Here is a 17294-nt window from a genome sequence, read left to right on the forward strand (position 1 = left end):
CCGACGCCTTCCCCGGGAGCAGCGGCTCGATACGGGCCCACTGCGCTTCATCCAGTTCGTACCGCTTCACACCCATCACAGACCTCCGTCAAAGCGGAGACCTATGAATCACGCATTCAGGCCCAAGTGAATCCCTGAATGTCGATTGGACCTAGTCCATCAACGGGCTGGGCTTGCCGCCGCCGATGTTGACCAGCCGGAACGGGGCCGAATGGGACAGGGTGTCGCCCTCGACCGGCGGGGCGGTACCGGGCACCACATCGACCAGCCGCACGATCTCCTCGACCAGATCCTCGACGAAGGTGAAGTCGCGCGACATCCGGCCCTCGCCATAGACCTCGATCGGCTTGCCCTCCAGCATCAGCTTGGCGAATTTGAACAGCGCCATGTCGGGCCGGCCCCAGGGGCCATAGACGGTGAAGAAGCGGAAGAAGGTCGTCGGCGTGCCGAACAGATGGGCGTAAGAGTGACCCATCAGCTCGGTTGCGCTCTTGGTCGCGGCGTACAAGGTCATGGGATGGACCGCCTTGTCCGTCTCGCGGAGGGGCATTTCCAAACAGGCAGTAGGCAGAAATGGTCGAGACGGCGAGCAGATGCTTCGGCTGCTGCTGACGGGCAGCCTCTAGGGTGATCATGGCAGCACAAGCCAAAAACAGGTCGAATGCACGCTTCCCCTTCTTGGCGTCGAAGCGCGTTTGAGGCACACGGTGAAGGCGAGCGGCGCATCATCCGGCCGCCGGCTGCGGTCTATAGTGATCTTCCGGATAGAGGCCTCGTCGCGTCTTCCTGCCGAGTGCGCCCCCCGCGACTAAATCGCGGACCGTCGACGGCACGCGTAAGTCCAAGGCGTCGCCGATAGCGACAGCGACGTCTAAGCCTACATAGTCCAGCAAGGCGATCGGCCCCATCGGATGGGCCGCGCCCATCTGCATGCAGGCGTCAACCATCTCCGGCGCCATGCTGTGGCGATGCATGAACTCGACGGCGTGAAAGAGATAGGGAAACAAAAGGCTGTTGACGACATAGCCAGGGATGGCAGGCACCTGCACCGGCTCCTTGCCCAACCACAGGCACAGATCGATCGTACGCCTGCGTGTTTCGGGCGCTGCCTCTTGGCCAAAGGCCACCTCGACGAGCCGCATCTTGGGCACCGGATTGAAAACGTGAAGTCCCGCGAACCGGGAGGGGTCACCTGAGGCGGCGGCCAAGGTCCGGATGCATAGCGACGACGTGGTGGAAACCAATATGGCGTCAGGCCTGAGGTTTCGCTGCAAAAGCGCGAGCAGGTCCGTCTTGGCAGCCATATCTTCCGCGATGGCCTCGACCACGAAGGTAGAAGCCGACAGATCGTCCAAGCGGGTCGTGATGGTCACGTTCTCTGGGCGGTACTGAGCCCCGAGGCGGTCACAGTGGCGGGCGATAGCTTCCTGGACGCGGGCGGCGGACGCTTCCGAACGCGCCCATAATCGGTGACCGGGGCTTCGTGCGGCGCAAGCGGCCAAGCCTGCCGCGATCAAGCCGCTGCCGGCAATCCCCAGCGTTTCTACTGCTGTCATGTCTTTAGTCTCCATCCGCAGCCGCGAATGTCCCGACATCGATCCTCACGTAATGGCCCCGTCCGCCTCGGCCGTCCTCGCCCAATCCCCGTCGGTCAACGCATCAATGTAACCCGCCGCTATCTTTGGCCAAATGAAATGCTCCTTCACGTAGTGGCGCCCCAGTGTGCCCATCTGTCGCCGCTCCTCCGCGGGCATCTCGGCGAGGGTGAAGATGGCCTCGGCTACCGTTTCGGGAGTGCCGCGGGCCAATTGAATGCCCGCACCCGACTCTCCGACTGGTCCTTTGTACGCGTAATGTGGAAACACAATTGGCAATCCGGTCATCATGTAATCCATGACCTTGTTGACCGAAGTTCCATACTTGTAGAGGGCGTCGAGCGATCTCCCACCAGCATACGCCATGTCGGCTTTCGCCATCAGCGCCAAAGCTTCTTCGCGAGCTACGGGTTGTGAGACCTCCACGTCCTCAAGCTGAAGAGCCTTGATACGTTCGGCTATAGCAGCGGTGGAACCTCCTTTGCCTATGATCAACACGCCCAGTCCGGTCGCCGGAGGGCGGTTCCTCAGAACGCCGAGCGCTTCGACCAAAACGTCTACCCCATTGGGGGGCCCGAGCGAGCCCGCATAGATGAGCACGCAGCGACCCTCGGTCCGCCAGAGCTCCATCTTGGCGGCGGCCTTTCTCCCGGTTTCTGACCTGATGGGTTTCTGGGGTTGATCCTCCCCGTCCACGACCCCGTTTGGAGCCCAGTAGAAACGTTTCGGCTCCATGCCGATGCATGCAATGTAACGATCTGCGCCCGGCAAAAGGGCCACAACAACGTCAGCAGTTCGATAGGCGAACCGTTCGAGCCAGGAGCATGACAACACTAGGGGGTGCCACGCTGGAAGGCCAAGTATCACTCTGAGCGAGAGGGGCCACAAGTCACGAATCTCGAACGCCAGTCTGCACCGGAACCGCCGCGAGAGAAACCACGCTGAGATGTAAGCGAACGGGTGAGGTGATGAAACAATGATGGCGTCCGGGGCATCAAGTCGATGCGGAATATCTTTATGCAATCGCGCCACCCCAAGGGCATACTGCAGCATGTTCAGAATGCGCCCTGCCCCGTTCCCGCGATACCGACGCGTCGGAACGGCAAAATATTGAACGCCTTCCACGACGCGTTCCGCCGGCTGCCCGACTTCGGTCTCAAGCAGGTGGTGGAACGAGGAGGTTATGACCGTCGCGGTATTTGCAGATCGGTTGAACTCTCGGCAAAGATAGTAGGGGCGCCACCCTGACCCGATGCCCGGCCCCCCCGCATAGGCATTGAGATACCAGATATTCATGTCATCCCCGGCGCTGGCTGGATCGCGCGAGCGATCAAAACAATTTCGCTAGTTGATTGTGGTTCTGGACGAGCGGGCACCGGCTCAGACGATCAGACGGACTGCTTCGAACGCCTCGGCATAACGAACGCCCACCTGCACCCCCCGGGTTGTCGCCAGCGACCGTACGAACTCTTCGTTCGTGTAAGGGCGCCCCGCCTGTGACCGGTAGCAGGCCAGCGCCTCGGCTTTCTTTGCCACGTGGCGGTTCTCGAGCGCGATGAAAGCCGACGTGGTGATAGAAATGTTGTTCCATGGCATTTCGTACGACAGGACCGTGGTCCCCTTGTAGGCACGAAGACCTTCCAGAGCTACGGTTCGGTGATCTTGGTGCAGATCGTCCAAACAGGGTAGGAACACCAAATCCGGCTTCACTTGGTTCCGCACCTGGATAATGTCCTGGAGTACGCTTTGCCGGTGCTCCGAAAGCTTCCTGACTTCGTATTGGTGGATCACCAGATTGTCGCGCGGAATCCCGAGGGTTCCGGTCGCTTCCAGCAGCTCGACCTCCAGGGTGTCCTTGGGCATGCCTTCCGGCAACGACTGCTCGCAGACCGAGAAGGCCGTGTAGAAGACTTCGGCTCCGGCCTCGATGAAGCGAGCGATGCTGCCACCGCAACCCAGTTCCCCATCGTCGGTATGCGGGGCGAGGACCATTACCCTACGTGGCTGAAAGTTCGACATCAGGTGCGGCTCCGATTATTTCCGGCGCTCGCGGCGACGGCAGCAGCGGCATATCAGAAGGTCGGCGCCCAAAGAAGGCCACGGCCTCTGTGTTCAGCGCTTTCACTGACCCGAGTGATCTGCAATATACACTAGTTCCTTGGAGTGAGGCCATGCGAGGATCGAAGCTATGTCGCTGACAGCAGGACTACTCGCCGCGGCGCTTGGGGACCTAGTGACGAAGATCGACGGTGACCCAGACCGGCGCATCGTGCGCGCGTCCGGACTTGGCTCGGCGGCTCCGGGGCACCTCCTCTTCCTGAAGCCCACGGCTAATGTATCGACCGCCTTGCCTCCCGCGGCTCGAGACGAACTGACGATTTTGTGTGCCCCGGAGCACGTTGCGGAATTGCGTGGCGAGCGCTTGACGCTGCTCATGACTGACAACCCTCGGCTGTCGTTCCTAAGGGCGTTGAACGCTCATTTCACCGGAATGGGGCCGGACGCAGGTGTTCACCCCAGCGCCGTGGTTCATCCCGATGCGCAAGTCGACGCCACGGCTTCTGTCGGCGCACTGTGTTACGTCGGCCCGAACTGCCGGGTCGGGGCCCGGAGCGTTCTTCATCCCAACGTGACCCTCGTTCAGAACGTGAAGATCGACGAGGACGTGGTGATCAACTCCGGCACCGTGGTTGGTGCAGACGGCTTTGGCTACGAGCGGAACGAGGCAGGTGAACTTGAGAAGTTTCCGCACCTCGGCGGCGTGCACATCGAGTCGGGCGTCGAGATCGGCTCGAACACAAGCATCGATCGCGGCACGCTGGACGACACGGTGATCCGCCAGGGCGCGCGCATCGACAATCAGGTGCATATCTCCCATAACGTGCAGATCGGACGCCACTCCGCAGTCATCGCCCAGAGCATGGTCGGCGGCAGCGCCTCGGTTGGAGAAGGGGGCTGGTTGGCGCCGGCTGCCATTGTGATGAACCAGATCCGGGTCGGCGCAGGGGCCACCGTCGGAATGGCCGCCGTGGTCGTCAAGGACGTCCCAGACGGAATGACCGTCATGGGCTCGCCTGCGGTGTCCTCCGAACAGTTCCGGACCGAACGCGCCAAGCTCAAATCGTTGTTGAACGGCTGACTGTATCGGGCGTGACCTGCCCCTGAGTTTTGACGTGCCCCCCGTTTCTCATCTGATCCGCCCCCATTCTCTGGAGCACTCGAAGCTGGAGTTTCCCGGCCCGTGTCAGGGTGACAGGCTGGCTGTGTCACCCGGATTCATCTACGTGATCGGCGTCTTGATGCCTATGGCCCCATGGGGCCGATCCTCGTTGTAGTATCTGCGCCAAGCCTCCAACTTTTCGGCCGCATCCGCAAGCGTCAGGAACCAGTGAGCGTTCAGGCACTCGGCCCGGAAGCGTCCGTTGAAGGCCTCGATAAAGGCATTGTCCGTCGGCTTGCCGGGCCGACTGAAGTCCAGAGTCACGCCGTGGGCATAGGCCCACCGGTCCAGGTTCCGGGAGACGAACTCGGTGCCCTGGTCGACCCGGATGGCCTTCGGATAGCCGAGCCTGGCGCAGGCCCGATCCAGCGCCTCTACGACGTTTTCCGACCGATAGGTGAACCGTGGGTCGATCACCGGTGAGAAGCGGGTGAAGGTGTCGACCACGGTCAGGATCCGGATCTTTCGGCCCGTCGCCAGCTGGTCGTGCACAAAGTCCATCGCCCAGGTCTCATTCGGCCGTGTCGCCGCGCATCGGTCCTCGCGCAGCTTGGCCTTCACCCTCCGCTTGGGCGTTTTGTTGCGCAGCTGCAGGCCCAAGGCATTGTAAATCCTGTGGGTCTTCTTGATGTTGATCCGCCAGCCTTCGCGCTGCAGCAGCACATGCACCCGGCGATAGCCGTAGCGCACGCGCGTCTCGCAGATCGCCTTGATGCGGGCTTCGAGGCCGGCCTGGTCGGGGCGACGGGATCGGTAGTGATAGCTCGACGTGTCCATCTCCAGCACCCGGCACGCCCGCCGGATCGACACGCCCCATTCACCCCGACACCCGTCCACCAGCTCGCGCTTGCGACCAGGCCTCAGAGCTTTCGGCGGATCACGTCCTGAAGCATCTCCCGTTCAAGCGACAGGTCCGCCACCAACTTCCGAAGCCGCCCGTTCTCGTCCTCGAGCTGCTTCAACCGCTTCATCTCAGTCGGCAGCAGGCCGTCGTACTTTCTCTTCCAGTTGAAGTAGGTCGCCTGGCTGATCCCGGCGCGCCGGCAAATCTCCGCCACCGGCACGCCGTCCGCGCCCTGCTTCAAAATGAACGCCTTCTGGGCGTCCGAAAATGCTGATGCCTTCATGGTCTTCCGCTCCTTCCCAGCCAGGGAAATCTCAGCGGAAAACTCTAACGTCCAGTGATCCAGTTTCCGGGGAGCAGATCACCGTGATCAGGGGCAGGTCACTGCGTGGACGAAATTCTCAGGGGCAGGTCAGGCGCGGCGGGCGCTGGCTGTCGGCATTGACTTGGAAGCAGTGTCGGCGAGATCGGGTCAGCCGTCCGCCGAATGGGCGAGCATGTGATACACACCCAAAAGGCGTGGCGCCTCCGTTTCCCAGGACGGCGGCGACGTTTCGCGCTTGGGCATTCGGCGGACCTGCTCCCTAGAAAGACCGAGCACTAGGTCTCGGAGGGCATCCGGCGTCGGCGGGATGACCCACCCCAAGCCCTCGCGTTCCACGAAGTTTCGAAACTCGGGCAGGTCGGACACAATAACGGGCAACCCCGCATGTGCATATTCGAAAAGCTTATTCGGCAGCGAATAGCGGTAGGAAAGCGACTTGCCTGCGCTGATCACCACACCCACGTCCGCACCCGACGCGTAGCTCACGACTTCGCTTCCGGCCACTGGCGGCAGCACGTGGATGTTTCGGTGGGTCTGCGCGTCGGCGCTCAGGCATTCTCTCAGAACGCCGTGGCCGACGAAGACCACATGTTTGTCGTCAGGCAGTTGCCTGAACGCTTCTACCATTTCCTCGATGCCTCGCCCGGGGCTGAGCATCCCGAGGAACACACACAACAGCTCCTCTTCGCGCAGCCCCAGTTGCCGCCTTAGCGCTTCCGATTTTTGAACCGGCCCGACGACGCTCGGTGTGTTCCTGACCGTAGTGAAGCCGGCCTTCGGATAGCGCCGCTCATACCATGCCCTGATAGTGTCGCTGACGACGAGGGTATGGTTCACGTGAGGCATGAGGAGGCTTTCGGCGACCTGGGCGGCCCATCGGATCGGCCAACTCCAGCCCTCCCGCTGGGTTTCAAGTTCGTGGGCGTCGTAGAGCAGACGCGTGCGCGTCACCCGCTTAAGTAGGACCGCGATCGGCAGACTGGCCAAGTTATGTGCGATGATGAGATCGAAGTCTCGTCGGCGTCGTACCTCGCGGAAGACCGAGGCGTACCATCTCGGCAAACTTGCGATCCGCAGGACCCTCGGCGATCCTGGCGGGCTGGGCGGAGGGGGAAGGCGTTTGACGAAGAGACGACCCGGATCCGGTGGCGCCTCCGCCGAGCGCCCGTCATCACATCCCAGATACTCCACGCGTTCGGCATGGCCGGAATCAAGTGCCGCCAACCCCTCTCGAAAGGCGCGGCTGGCCATTCTCAAGGAAGAAAATGACAGGTGCAGATGGACATCGCGGCTACGCGTGCCCGACGCCTGGCCAGCCATCGCTTGGGAACCCCGGGGACCGCCGACTGTGTCATTCGGAGCACGTCTAGGTTGGGTCGGTTCCAAACGGTCTGCCACGTGCGAAGGGGTCATCGTAAGTGCCTCTCGGTTTGCCCCACCCGTTTGAGGCGCAGAAGATTGCGCGCTGGACCCAACCCCACTGCCTTGGGCCCCCACGTGCTCCGGATTACGAGCCGCGTCACCATGCCCCACGCCAGAGCCGGCTCAGCCCAGTAGACCGACTTGGATGAGATGATCAGAATAGTGACGGACAGGGCCATGCAGCAGGCGAACCGCACGTCTGGTCGCATGGGTTGGACGAGGAAAAACCTGATCGATAACCACAGTGCAGCTGCGGTCAGCCCGACATACAAGCAGAACCCGACAAGCCCGAACGTTACCCAAGCGGAAAGAGCGTTATGCGCCTCGGATCCAAGTTGCATATCATCGAAGTAGATGTGACCGCCGTAGTCACCAACAATTGGGCTGCCCGCGATTTGATCAATCGCATAGGCCTGCATCTCTTGACGCGCGTTCCACGAGGTATCCGCGCTGAGGTCCAACAGTCCGACGTGGCGCGACTGGCCCAGCGACTCGGCGATCGACGTCCCGAGCCCGGACGTCAGCACCCACACGACGACGACCCCAAAGACCAGCAGCGCGGTTCGCGCTGGGTGGGCCTTCTGGATGACGAAGGCGACGATCAGCGTCGTGGCAATGTAGGCAGCGAACTCCGACCGGGCGCTGATCAGGAACAGCAAGAGGCTCGAAATCAACCAGATTCCGATTTGTTCGCTCCGGGTTCTGGACCACGCCAGCAGGGCGAACGAGAGCACGAAGACGCTTCGTGCGAAGCCTTGGTATGACGCGACGTCCCCTGTCTCCTGACCCGGTATGGTTAGGGTCAAGCCGGACCAGCTTGTGTTTGCCACGATGATGGCGCCTATCACGGCAAATAAGCCGACACTGGCAAGCTTCAATGTCCTCGACTGCCAAGGGAAAAACAATCCGACAATGTAGAGCGCGCCCCAGCCTAGGATTATAGACAGGGACTGGAAATTTACTTGGTCGAGATAGGGGGTGTCAGGAATTGCGTAGCCAAAAAGCATAACCCAGGCTGTGCAGTAGAACAGGAGGAAGGCCGCCGCCGCGATCATGGGGTGGCCGGTATGCCGCCGGATGAGCAGCGCTAGCGGCAGCCCACCAATCGCGGCAATAAAGATGGTCGCAGGTCCGTAGAGCCCGAAGACGAACGGCGGGATGAACCCTGAACCGACAACGAAGTGGTAGACGAAGAACAGGGGATAGAGCAGCAGGAAACCGCCAGCTGCCGCCAGCCTTAAAAGTTTTTGCGCTCCCGCTTGAAGAGTCACCTCGCCTAATCCCAAAGACTAGGTGTCTCTGCCTGGCGACGACGGAACGACTTGGGCGCTTCGCATTCAGTTAACATCTCGTCACATCCTACCAAGCTGTTTGTACCAACGCACATAGTTGATCCATCGCCAAGCCTGCCACGAAAATGTCGTCCGGCCGGCCATCATGTCGTCGAAGGCCTTCAGAAGGGGCTCTTTGCGCAAAAAGGGGACGTTTTCGGCCCCTTCTAGCCAATGCCTGGCACGCGGCGCCAGTGTTGCCAGCCACTCGCGTTCGGGCGTCGCGAATCCGATCTTGTCTCGCCGGTCCAGGATCGCATCGGGAACGATGCCGCGCATGGCGGCCCGGAATACGGACTTGGTTTCTCCCGTCGGCGAAATGAGGAACTCCTCCGGTAGGCCGAGCAGCAGCTCCACCAGATCGACGGTCAGGAAGGGCACTCGACTTTCCAGTGAATACTTCATGGAGTTCCGGTCACCGTGTCGAAGCAGATGCGGTAGGCCATGGACCTGCAGGCTGTGGCCCAGACGTTCGACCACCCGGCGCCCATGACCTTCCGCCCGCGCCGCCATCCGTGGCGCCCGCAGATCGACCCCCGCCTCGGCCAGAGCGTCTTCGTCGATCCAGTCCGGAACCGGCGGTCGGCCCATCACCGTGCGTGCCGCCGCATAGGCCTGATCCGGTAGATTCTCGCGGCCATAGTACATCCAAGCTTGGCGATAGGAGCGCGCAGGCCAGCGACTCCAAGCCTTGGCGAACCGATGCGCCTCGAAAAGTCCGCCGGGCCCCTCGAGCAGGCTGCGCAGGCGCTGGCCGGGATAGCCCGCATAGCCCGCGAGAAGTTCGTCCGCACCTTGACCGTCAAGCGTGACCGTGATGCCTTTCTCGGCCGCCCGTTGATAAACCCGATACTGTGCGTAGATGCTCGTGCTGCCGAAGGGTTCTCCCTGGCAGAGGATCATGTCGTCGATGTCGGCCGCCAAATCCTCGGCCGATGCCACGACCTTGTGTCCGATCGCCCCGGTGTGCGCATTCACCATGTCGACCCACGATTCTTCCGACAGGGGGCTGCCGGCGGCGATGTAGCTGAAGGTGTGGATCGGCGCGTCCGGGGCCACGTGGCGCATCGCGCACACGACGGCCGAAGAGTCGATCCCGCCTGACAGCGCTGCCCCCAAGGGCACGTCGCTTCGCAGGTGAAGCTTCACGCTGTCGAGGAAAGCTTGGCGCACCGCATCGGCGGCGTCGCCGAACGACAGGGTCGAGGTCTGGCGGATCGGCGCGCGCCACCACTGGATCTGGTCTCCCAAGGCGCCGGCGTCCGTGTCGTAGACGCGATAGTGGCCCGGCAGGACGTGCTGGACGCCCTGAATGAAAGTGGCCTCGTTGCTATCGTACTCCCCGTGGACCAGAAAGTCATAGGCCCGCTGCGGGTTTGGTTCGGGCCGGGTTTCCGCTAGGCTCATCAGTGCGGGCAGCTCGGACGCGAACGTCAGGCGCCCGGCCTCGTGCGCGTGGAAAAGCGGCTTGATGCCGAAGGCGTCCCGAACCAGCGTAAGCGTGCGCGCCTCCCGGTCGTGCACGGCGATGGCGAACATGCCCGTCAGCCGCCGCAAACACGCGACGCCCCATTGCCGCCAGGCCAACAGCAGGACTTCAGAATCCGAACAGGTCCGGAAGTCATGCCCCAACGCCCGCAGCTCGCCGCGGAGTTCGAGGTAGTTGTAGATCTCGCCGTTGAAAACCATGGCCAGGCGGCCGTCGGCAGTGAACATGGGCTGGCGCCCGCCGCTGGTCAGGTCGATGATCGAAAGACGGGTCTGGGCGAGCGCGGTCGTGGACGCCGGCCGCTCATGAATCTCGAAACCCTGGTCGTCCGGGCCGCGGTGCGCCATGCGGCCCAGCGACTCCAGTATGGCCTTCTTCAACCGGGCCGGAGGGTTGATCCAGCTTCCGCCGGCTATTCCGCACATGAGGGGATCCGCATTCTGTCCTCGGGGGCGCAGGTTCAGGAATAGACGGTTACATGCTTGCCCAGCAGTCGACCGACGACGTCCTGCGCATGCTTGACCAGAGCGCGGCGCGAATCCCAGTTAGGAAATTCCGTATAGTAACGGTTCGGCTCGCCGACGTAGCCGTGGAACTCGATCTCTGTAATATTTAGCTTCTTGCAGAAGTAGCGAATGTCGGACTCGAGTTCGGCCGCGTCGTACAAAGGCTTCGCCAAGTCCTTCATAGCCTCATCTTTCGTGATGTCTCCCGACAGGATTAAGCTCGAAAGGTGAGTTCGGCGCTTGTCATAGCCGAACTTGGTCGGCAGATAGTAGTTCTGGAACAGCTTGGTGAAGCGCGACTCTCCGTGCTTTCGGCCGTAAGGTCTCCAGCCAATCTTAGTGAGCTCGTCGATCGCGATCTGTTTCCCATAGGGCATAAAATTCAAAGGCCTGAGCGGCCTCATACCCTTCAGGATCGGGTAGTTGATGTAGTAGTCGAAGAAGCTGATCGTCCGGTACTTCTTCAGCTTGCCGGACCCGTAACGGCTATGGATCGCCTTCAGGCCGATCGCGTCCATCGCGGATCCTTCCCAAGACGAGGCGATCACGGACTCGCTCGCGATGTTGCCGCCCGCAAGAATGTATTTGACGTCGTTGTCGATCGCGAACCGGTACAGGTTCGCGAAGAAGGCGTGGTCCTGCGGCACGTCCTGGTTCGCTACCCCGGCCTTAAGATAGGCCAACTGCAGATCGCGCATCTCAGGCCAATCGATCACGACCGTGTGCAGGTCGTATCCGCAATGCTTGACCACGCGCTCGATGTTCGCGGTGGCGAGCTCACTGTTCCAGCCCGCATCGACGTGCACTACCAACGGACGAAGCTTCCACTCCACGGCTTTCAGCGCCAGATAGGAACTGTCGACGCCCCCGCTGAGCCCGACGATGCAGTCGTACTCCTTGCCTTGGCCCTTTGCGCGGATCTCGTCCAGTTTGGCTGCCCAGAGGCGTGCGCCTTCTTCATCCGGCCTCCATTGCGGCCGCTGGACGGTATCGAACTTGTGACAATGGCTGCAGACGCCGTCGGCGTCGAAGGAGATATCGGCGTCCGACGTGTCCATCACACAACGGGTGCACATCTGATAGGGGCGGCTCGTCATGTGCTCAGCAGGTCTTCCAAGGCGCCATAGGCGGGGTAAGTGATCAACACGGCACGGCGTTTGCCGTGGAACACGAAGAAGGAGCCGGCCGCAACTGCGCTCGCTCCAGCGTCGATCGCTTCCCGTATATGATCCAGTTCGCCCACGCCACCCAGCGCGACCAGCGGCACCTTCAGATCGCTGGCGACGCGGCGGATCAGCTTGAGGTCCATGCCGGACATCATACCGTCACGATCCACAGAGTTCAGAACGATCTCCCCCACTCCGGCCGACTGAAGCCGGTCCAGATGGCCCTTCAGATCGGCGTCCGTCGTTCGATCCGCCGCCCAGTAGAGTTGTGGGGTTCCTTTCCAGTCCGCCTTGACGTCGACGGAACCGACGACGGCTTGGGAGCCGTAGCGGCCGGCGATCTGCTCCACGAGGCCCAAATGCCTGCGCGTCGCCGTCTGAAGACAGACTTTCTCGACGCCCAGCCGAAACAGCCGTTCAGCGTGCTCCAGGGTGCTCACGCCGCCACCGTATCCGAACGGCATGAAGCACTCGGTGGCGAAGTCCGCGATCAGGTCGAAGTCCGGCCCATGCCCTTCACGGGTCGCGGAAATGTCAAGCAACAGCAGCTCGTCGACTTCCTTCTCGTTGAAGATCTTGATGGCGTTCAGCGGATCCCCGACATAGGTCGGATCCGCAAATTTCCGCGTTTTGACCAGCCCGTCACGGTGCAGCAGAAGGGCGGGGATGACTCGGTGCTTCAGCATGCGAACTCCACGAAGCGCCTGAACAGCTCCATTCCGAAGCGATGGCTCTTTTCGGGATGGAACTGCACGCCATAGACGTTGTCGCGCCCGTACGCGCAGCAGAACTCGGCTCCGTGGACGGTCGTGCCGAGCACGTCCTGAGGGCGGTCGCATTCGGCCTTATAACTGTGAACAAAATAGAAGCGCTGCTCACCCTCGTAGGCCAAGATGGGGTTCGGCCGCTTCACCGACACGAGGTTCCACCCCATGTGCGGCACCTTGAGCTCGCTTCCTTCGTCCGGAACAATCTTCGTGAACCGGGCCGGGATCAGATCCAGACCGGCCGCGTCTCCCTCCTCGCTGTGGGTGCCAAGCAATTGCATGCCCAGACATATGCCTAATATCGGAGTCCGCTCCGCGAGCACCTTGTGACGGATGACGTCCACAAGGCCCAGTGAGTGCAGCATCGACATTGCATGGCCGAAATGCCCGACACCCGGCAACAGAAGCGCCTTGGCCGACGCCACCTCGTCGCGCGTGAAGGCAAGATGCACGGGTGCGCCGACATGTTTGAGCATGTTGGCTACGGAACCCACATTCCCTATGCCGTAGTCGACGATGCTGATCACTTGGGGTCCTGTGCGTTTTTCATGCGTCGCGTCGAGCCGGCAGCGGCTTTTTTGTAGCCAGACCGGCCGCCCCGCGCCGGCAACAAGCCCGCGGGTATGGTATAGTAGCGACGCCTGCCAAGGCAATGAAAAGTCAAACTTTCACAAACTACTGACGATCATCGCTCGCAGCTCCCTCAGTCTGGCCAAGGCGATGACGCTGGCCACGCCCGCCGCCGCGACCCCGCTACCGATCAAGGCGGGCAGCGACGCCGCCGTTAATCTCAGGGCGACAAGCGCCAAGGCCGCGAACGCGAAGATGGCGGCACCACGCAGAAGGCAGGCGACCAGTCTTTGCAACGGCACGCCGGAGACGTGGAACATGCCCGTCAGATAGGCCAGATGAAACAAGCTATTGACCACGGCGAACGTGGTCACCACGACCAAGCCGGGCGCGCCGGACGAGATCGCGATGAATACGGCGACCGCGGCCGTTAGGTCGAAGCCGAGCTGAATCGCGAACGAAACTCCCTGACGCTCGGCGGCCTCGAACAGACGCTCCGGCCACGACGTTTGGAGAGAAAGCCATGCGGCGACGGAGAGGATCATCGCGAACTGTCCCGCCGTCCTCCATTCGTCGCCAAACGCCATCGCGAAGGCGGCGTCTCCCCAAATGAGGAGGAAGGCGAACAGGGGCGCCGACGCATCGATAGTGGCCCTCAGTACGCCCACGGTGAGGTCGGCCAGCCGCGGCGTGCCTTTGAGTTCCACGGCCTCTCGATAAAAAACTTGGCTCAGCGACGCGGCCAACAGGGTCGAAGGCGCGCCCAGAAGGGTCCTCGCAAGGCCGTAGTGTCCGGCCAGCGCGGTCGCCCCAACTGCGGAGAAAGCGAAGATAGGCACCTCTCTGCCTACCACTCCGACCAAGCTGTACGGCGCGTTGAACATGAGAAAGGGACGGCAACGCCTCCATAAAGCTCCAACCGCGAGACGGCCGGGAAGCCTCAGCGTCGCGAGGTCGCCCCGCAGGATCACGAGCAGGAAAAGCGCAGCTGCGATCTGCCCGCCCAGCTTCGCGAAGACCAGTCCATCTGTCGGCGCCGCAGTGAACCCGACGAGCAGGGCGATGGTGAGATAGCCCGCCTGGTTGAGGACCTGTGCCTGGCTAGCCGGCCCGAATCTTTTAAGCCAAGTCAGCAGGCCCGCAGAAATCTGCACGGTGGCGACCGCCAGGACCATGGGGGCCAGCGCCAGCATCCAGCGCGTCTGCTCTGCTTGCCCCGAAACGCCCGCCAGCGCCCCGCCGAAAAAGGTCGTCGCTCCCAGCAGCAGTAGCGCGACAGCGCAGGCCATACTCGCCGCCAGCGCCACGATGTGGGTCGCCTCGCGACGGTCCGCCGCAAGAACCGTGGCTAGGTCCAGACGAAGGGTCGCGACGACCCCTACGACTGTGGCCCAGCTTATGAACAGCATCTGCAGCCCGAACGCCTCAGGCGAGAACAGCCGCGTCAGCAAAGGCGCAGCGAGCAGCGGAAGGGCCTGCGCCACCGCGAAGCCGATCAGCATGATCCGTGCGTTGCCGAGGAAGCTCATTCCCGGTCGGGGCGGCCCGCAACCGGGAAGCCGTCGGGGCCCCGCATCATGCCTTCACGACCTTCGGGTGGTCTTCGCGGAACTTGCCTCGCGTGTCGACGATCAGCGGCGCGTGCTCTAGGATCTGCGCATAATCGAAGTCCGAGTGGTCCGTCAGAACGATGACGGCGTCATAGCTGGCCAGGGCCGCAGGGGTCGGCGCGACAGACGACAGGTCGAAACTGTGCTCCCGCATCTTCGGGAAGACCGGCACGTTCGGATCCGAATATTCCACAATCGCTCCGCGGTCGCGCAGATGCTCCATCACGAAGACGGCCGGCGACTCGCGCATGTCGTCCACGTCGCGCTTGTAGGCGATGCCCAGGGCCAGGATCCGGCTGCCCTTGAGCGACTTTTCGCGGTCGTTGAGCGCGTCGACGACCTTTCCTACAACCCATTCGGGCATGTCGCGATTCACTTCTCCGGCCAGTTCGATGAAGTGGGTCGACAGACCGTACTCCTTGGCCTTCCAGGTCAGGTAGAAGGGGTCGATCGGGATGCAGTGCCCGCCGAGGCCGGGCCCGGGATAGTAGGCGGTAAAGCCGAAGGGCTTGGTCTTGGCGGCGTCGATCACCTCGAAGATGTCGATGTTCATCTTGTCGGCGATGATCTTCATCTCATTGACCAGGCCGATATTGACGGCGCGGTGGATGTTCTCCAGCAGCTTGGTCAGTTCAGCGGCCTGGGTCGACGACACCGGCACCACCTTGTCGACCGCGACGCTGTAGAGGCGCTCGCCCGCAACTCGGCAGGCCGCCGTGGCGCCGCCCACGACCTTCGGGATTGAATGGGTCGTGAAGTCGGGGTTGCCCGGATCTTCCCGCTCAGGCGAATAGACGAGGAAGAAGTCCTTCCCGATCTCGAACCCGCGCCCCTCGATGAAGGGGCGCAGAATTTCCTCGGTGGTGCCGGGCCAGGTCGTGCTTTCGAGCGACAGAAGCTGGCCCGCGCGCAGGTAAGGGGTAATCGCCTTCATTGTCTCGACGATGTAGGACAGGTCGGGCTCCCGATGCCGGCTCAACGGGGTCGGCACGCAGATGATGATGGCCTCAACCTCGCCGATCCGCGAGAAATCCGCCGTGGCCTCGAACGCCCCGGCGGCCATCGCAGCAATCTCGGCCCCCGGAATGTGCTTAATGGGGCTCTCGCCCGCATTCAGCCCCGCAATGCGCTGTTCATCGATGTCGAAGCCGAGGACGGGGTAGCCCACCTGATGGAAGCGCAGCGCGAGGGGAATTCCCACATAGCCGAGACCGAGAATACCGATCCTGGCCTTGCGCCCGTCGACCAGGGAGACGAACTCCGCAAGGGCCGGAGAGGTTGACGTCGGGTTTGATTGCTCGTTCACGGGTGATGCTCAATCTTTGGGGGCAAGTGCGGAAATGAGGGCGGCCGAAACCTGATCCACCTCATTGTCGGAAAGGTACGGGTGCATCGGCAGGCTGAGCACCACGCGAGACAGCTGCTCGGCCGCCGGCAGGGAGCCCTCTCCCGCGCCGTATTCCAGATACGCCGACTGGAGATGCATCGGCCGCGGATAGTAGACGTTTGACGGGATGCCAGCAGCCTTGAGTCGGGCTTGGACGCCGTCCCGGTCGTCGACCTTCACCGTGTACTGGGCCCAGGCAAAGCGATCATCCCCTTCGGCGAGCTGTGGTGTGGCGACGTGGCCCTTCAGGCGCTCGGTATAGCGCTGCGCGACTGCGTGGCGCTTTTCGAGCTCGTCGCGGAAGGCCGCCAGTTTTGGGATGAGAATTGCAGCCTGAAGCGTATCGAGGCGGCTGTTCACGCCCACGCGAACCACGTCGTATTTTTCCTGCCCCTTACCGTGCAGACAGATGGAACGGATCACGGCTGCGATACGGTCGTCATCTGTGAAGACCGCGCCGCCGTCGCCGTAGCATCCGAGGGGCTTTGCGGGGAAGAAGCTGGTGGTGGTGATGTCGGCGATGCCGGAGCCGACCCGGCGACCCTTGAAACTGGCGCCGAAGCCCTGCGCTGCGTCCGAAATGAAGGCGAGACCTTGCCGGTCGGCCAGATCTCGCGCGCGATCATAGTCGACGGGAAGTCCGAACAGGTCCACGGTCATCAGTGCGGCGGGCCGCAGCCGCCCTTCTTTTCGGGTCTGCTCGATAGCCGCCTCGGCGCTGTCGAAGTCGATGTTGAAGGTGTCGGGATCGGAATCCACAAACACCGGCCGGGCACCCAGAAGCAGGATCACCTCGGCCGTCGCCGTGTAGGTGAAGCTGGGAACGAAGACTGCATCTCCGACCCCTATTCCCAGCGCCATCAGCGCTAATTGCAGAGCGTCCGTGCCGTTGGCACAGGTCACGACGCGCTTGGCCCCACTGAAGTCGGCCAGCGCAGCTTCGAGCTCCCGCACTTCGGGGCCCTGGATAAAGGCCTGCGCGTCGAGAACACCCTGGATGCGGGCGTCGATCTCCGGCTTGAGCAAGGCGTATTGGGTCTTTAGATCAATGAATTGCATGGA

General features: G+C 62.3%; 15 protein-coding genes. 1 reads left to right on the forward strand and 14 read right to left on the reverse strand.

Annotated features, from left to right (window positions below):
- Nucleotides 1–151 precede the first annotated feature (151 nt).
- From EG854_RS00005 to EG854_RS00020, 4 genes are all read right to left on the reverse strand, one after another.
- Nucleotides 152–550 carry an NAD-dependent epimerase/dehydratase family protein gene (locus EG854_RS00005; RefSeq protein ID WP_260155453.1) on the reverse strand — a complete coding sequence of 133 codons (399 nt, stop codon included), beginning with the start codon at nucleotides 548–550 and terminating at the stop codon, nucleotides 152–154.
- Between the two features lie 175 nt (nucleotides 551–725).
- A complete protein-coding gene (locus EG854_RS00010; protein WP_123285764.1) occupies nucleotides 726–1556 on the reverse strand; it encodes a 3-hydroxyacyl-CoA dehydrogenase family protein in 831 nt (276 codons plus the stop codon).
- A gap of 45 nt (nucleotides 1557–1601) precedes the next feature.
- Nucleotides 1602–2891: a glycosyltransferase family 4 protein gene (locus tag EG854_RS00015; RefSeq protein WP_123285686.1), complete on the reverse strand. Its 1290-nt coding sequence runs from the start codon at nucleotides 2889–2891 to the stop codon at nucleotides 1602–1604.
- Nucleotides 2892–2975: 84 nt separating this feature from the next.
- Complete coding sequence (locus EG854_RS00020) at nucleotides 2976–3614, reverse strand: PIG-L deacetylase family protein (RefSeq protein WP_123285687.1); 639 nt, start codon at nucleotides 3612–3614, stop codon at nucleotides 2976–2978.
- Between the two features lie 169 nt (nucleotides 3615–3783).
- Between EG854_RS00020 and EG854_RS00025 the strand changes: the two genes are divergently transcribed.
- A complete protein-coding gene (locus tag EG854_RS00025) occupies nucleotides 3784–4734 on the forward strand; it encodes a UDP-3-O-(3-hydroxymyristoyl)glucosamine N-acyltransferase (RefSeq protein WP_123285688.1) in 951 nt (316 codons plus the stop codon).
- A 141-nt stretch (nucleotides 4735–4875) separates the two neighbouring features.
- Here the strand turns inward: EG854_RS00025 and EG854_RS00030 are convergent.
- The 10 genes from EG854_RS00030 to EG854_RS00075 all read right to left on the reverse strand — a co-directional run bounded on the left by EG854_RS00030 (nucleotide 4876) and on the right by EG854_RS00075 (nucleotide 17291).
- Nucleotides 4876–5942 (reverse strand): IS3 family transposase gene (locus tag EG854_RS00030; protein ID WP_123285689.1). Its coding sequence is split into 2 segments (ribosomal slippage): nucleotides 4876–5681 and nucleotides 5681–5942, totalling 1068 coding nucleotides; the frame shifts between segments, so codons are not numbered across the junction.
- A 189-nt stretch (nucleotides 5943–6131) separates the two neighbouring features.
- Nucleotides 6132–7397, reverse strand: coding sequence for a glycosyltransferase (locus EG854_RS00035; protein ID WP_123285690.1), 1266 nt, complete (start codon nucleotides 7395–7397; stop codon nucleotides 6132–6134).
- Nucleotides 7394–8677, reverse strand: coding sequence for a hypothetical protein (locus EG854_RS00040; RefSeq protein WP_123285691.1), 1284 nt, complete (start codon nucleotides 8675–8677; stop codon nucleotides 7394–7396). Before EG854_RS00040 ends, EG854_RS00035 begins: the two co-directional genes overlap by 4 nt.
- Nucleotides 8678–8758: 81 nt before the next feature.
- Nucleotides 8759–10651: an asparagine synthase (glutamine-hydrolyzing) gene (gene asnB / locus EG854_RS00045; RefSeq protein WP_123285692.1), complete on the reverse strand. Its 1893-nt coding sequence runs from the start codon at nucleotides 10649–10651 to the stop codon at nucleotides 8759–8761.
- Between the two features lie 35 nt (nucleotides 10652–10686).
- Nucleotides 10687–11829, reverse strand: a complete 1143-nt coding sequence (locus EG854_RS00050; RefSeq protein WP_123285693.1) for an N-acetyl sugar amidotransferase — start codon at nucleotides 11827–11829, stop codon at nucleotides 10687–10689.
- Nucleotides 11826–12584 (reverse strand): AglZ/HisF2 family acetamidino modification protein, encoded by a 759-nt coding sequence (locus EG854_RS00055; protein ID WP_123285694.1) that lies wholly within the window; start codon nucleotides 12582–12584, stop codon nucleotides 11826–11828. Before EG854_RS00055 ends, EG854_RS00050 begins: the two co-directional genes overlap by 4 nt.
- Nucleotides 12578–13192 carry an imidazole glycerol phosphate synthase subunit HisH gene (gene hisH / locus EG854_RS00060; RefSeq protein ID WP_123285695.1) on the reverse strand — a complete coding sequence of 205 codons (615 nt, stop codon included), beginning with the start codon at nucleotides 13190–13192 and terminating at the stop codon, nucleotides 12578–12580. The genes EG854_RS00055 and hisH overlap by 7 nt, the downstream gene beginning before the upstream one ends.
- A gap of 141 nt (nucleotides 13193–13333) precedes the next feature.
- Nucleotides 13334–14764, reverse strand: a complete 1431-nt coding sequence (locus tag EG854_RS00065) for a lipopolysaccharide biosynthesis protein (RefSeq protein WP_123285696.1) — start codon at nucleotides 14762–14764, stop codon at nucleotides 13334–13336.
- A gap of 46 nt (nucleotides 14765–14810) precedes the next feature.
- Entirely contained in the window at nucleotides 14811–16151 is a 1341-nt protein-coding gene (locus tag EG854_RS00070; protein WP_123285697.1) for a nucleotide sugar dehydrogenase, read from the reverse strand.
- A 9-nt stretch (nucleotides 16152–16160) separates the two neighbouring features.
- Complete coding sequence (locus tag EG854_RS00075) at nucleotides 16161–17291, reverse strand: DegT/DnrJ/EryC1/StrS family aminotransferase (protein WP_123285698.1); 1131 nt, start codon at nucleotides 17289–17291, stop codon at nucleotides 16161–16163.
- Nucleotides 17292–17294: the final 3 nt, after the last annotated feature.

The sequence above is a fragment of the Brevundimonas halotolerans genome (genome assembly GCF_003730275.1).
GTDB lineage: Bacteria > Pseudomonadota > Alphaproteobacteria > Caulobacterales > Caulobacteraceae > Brevundimonas > Brevundimonas halotolerans.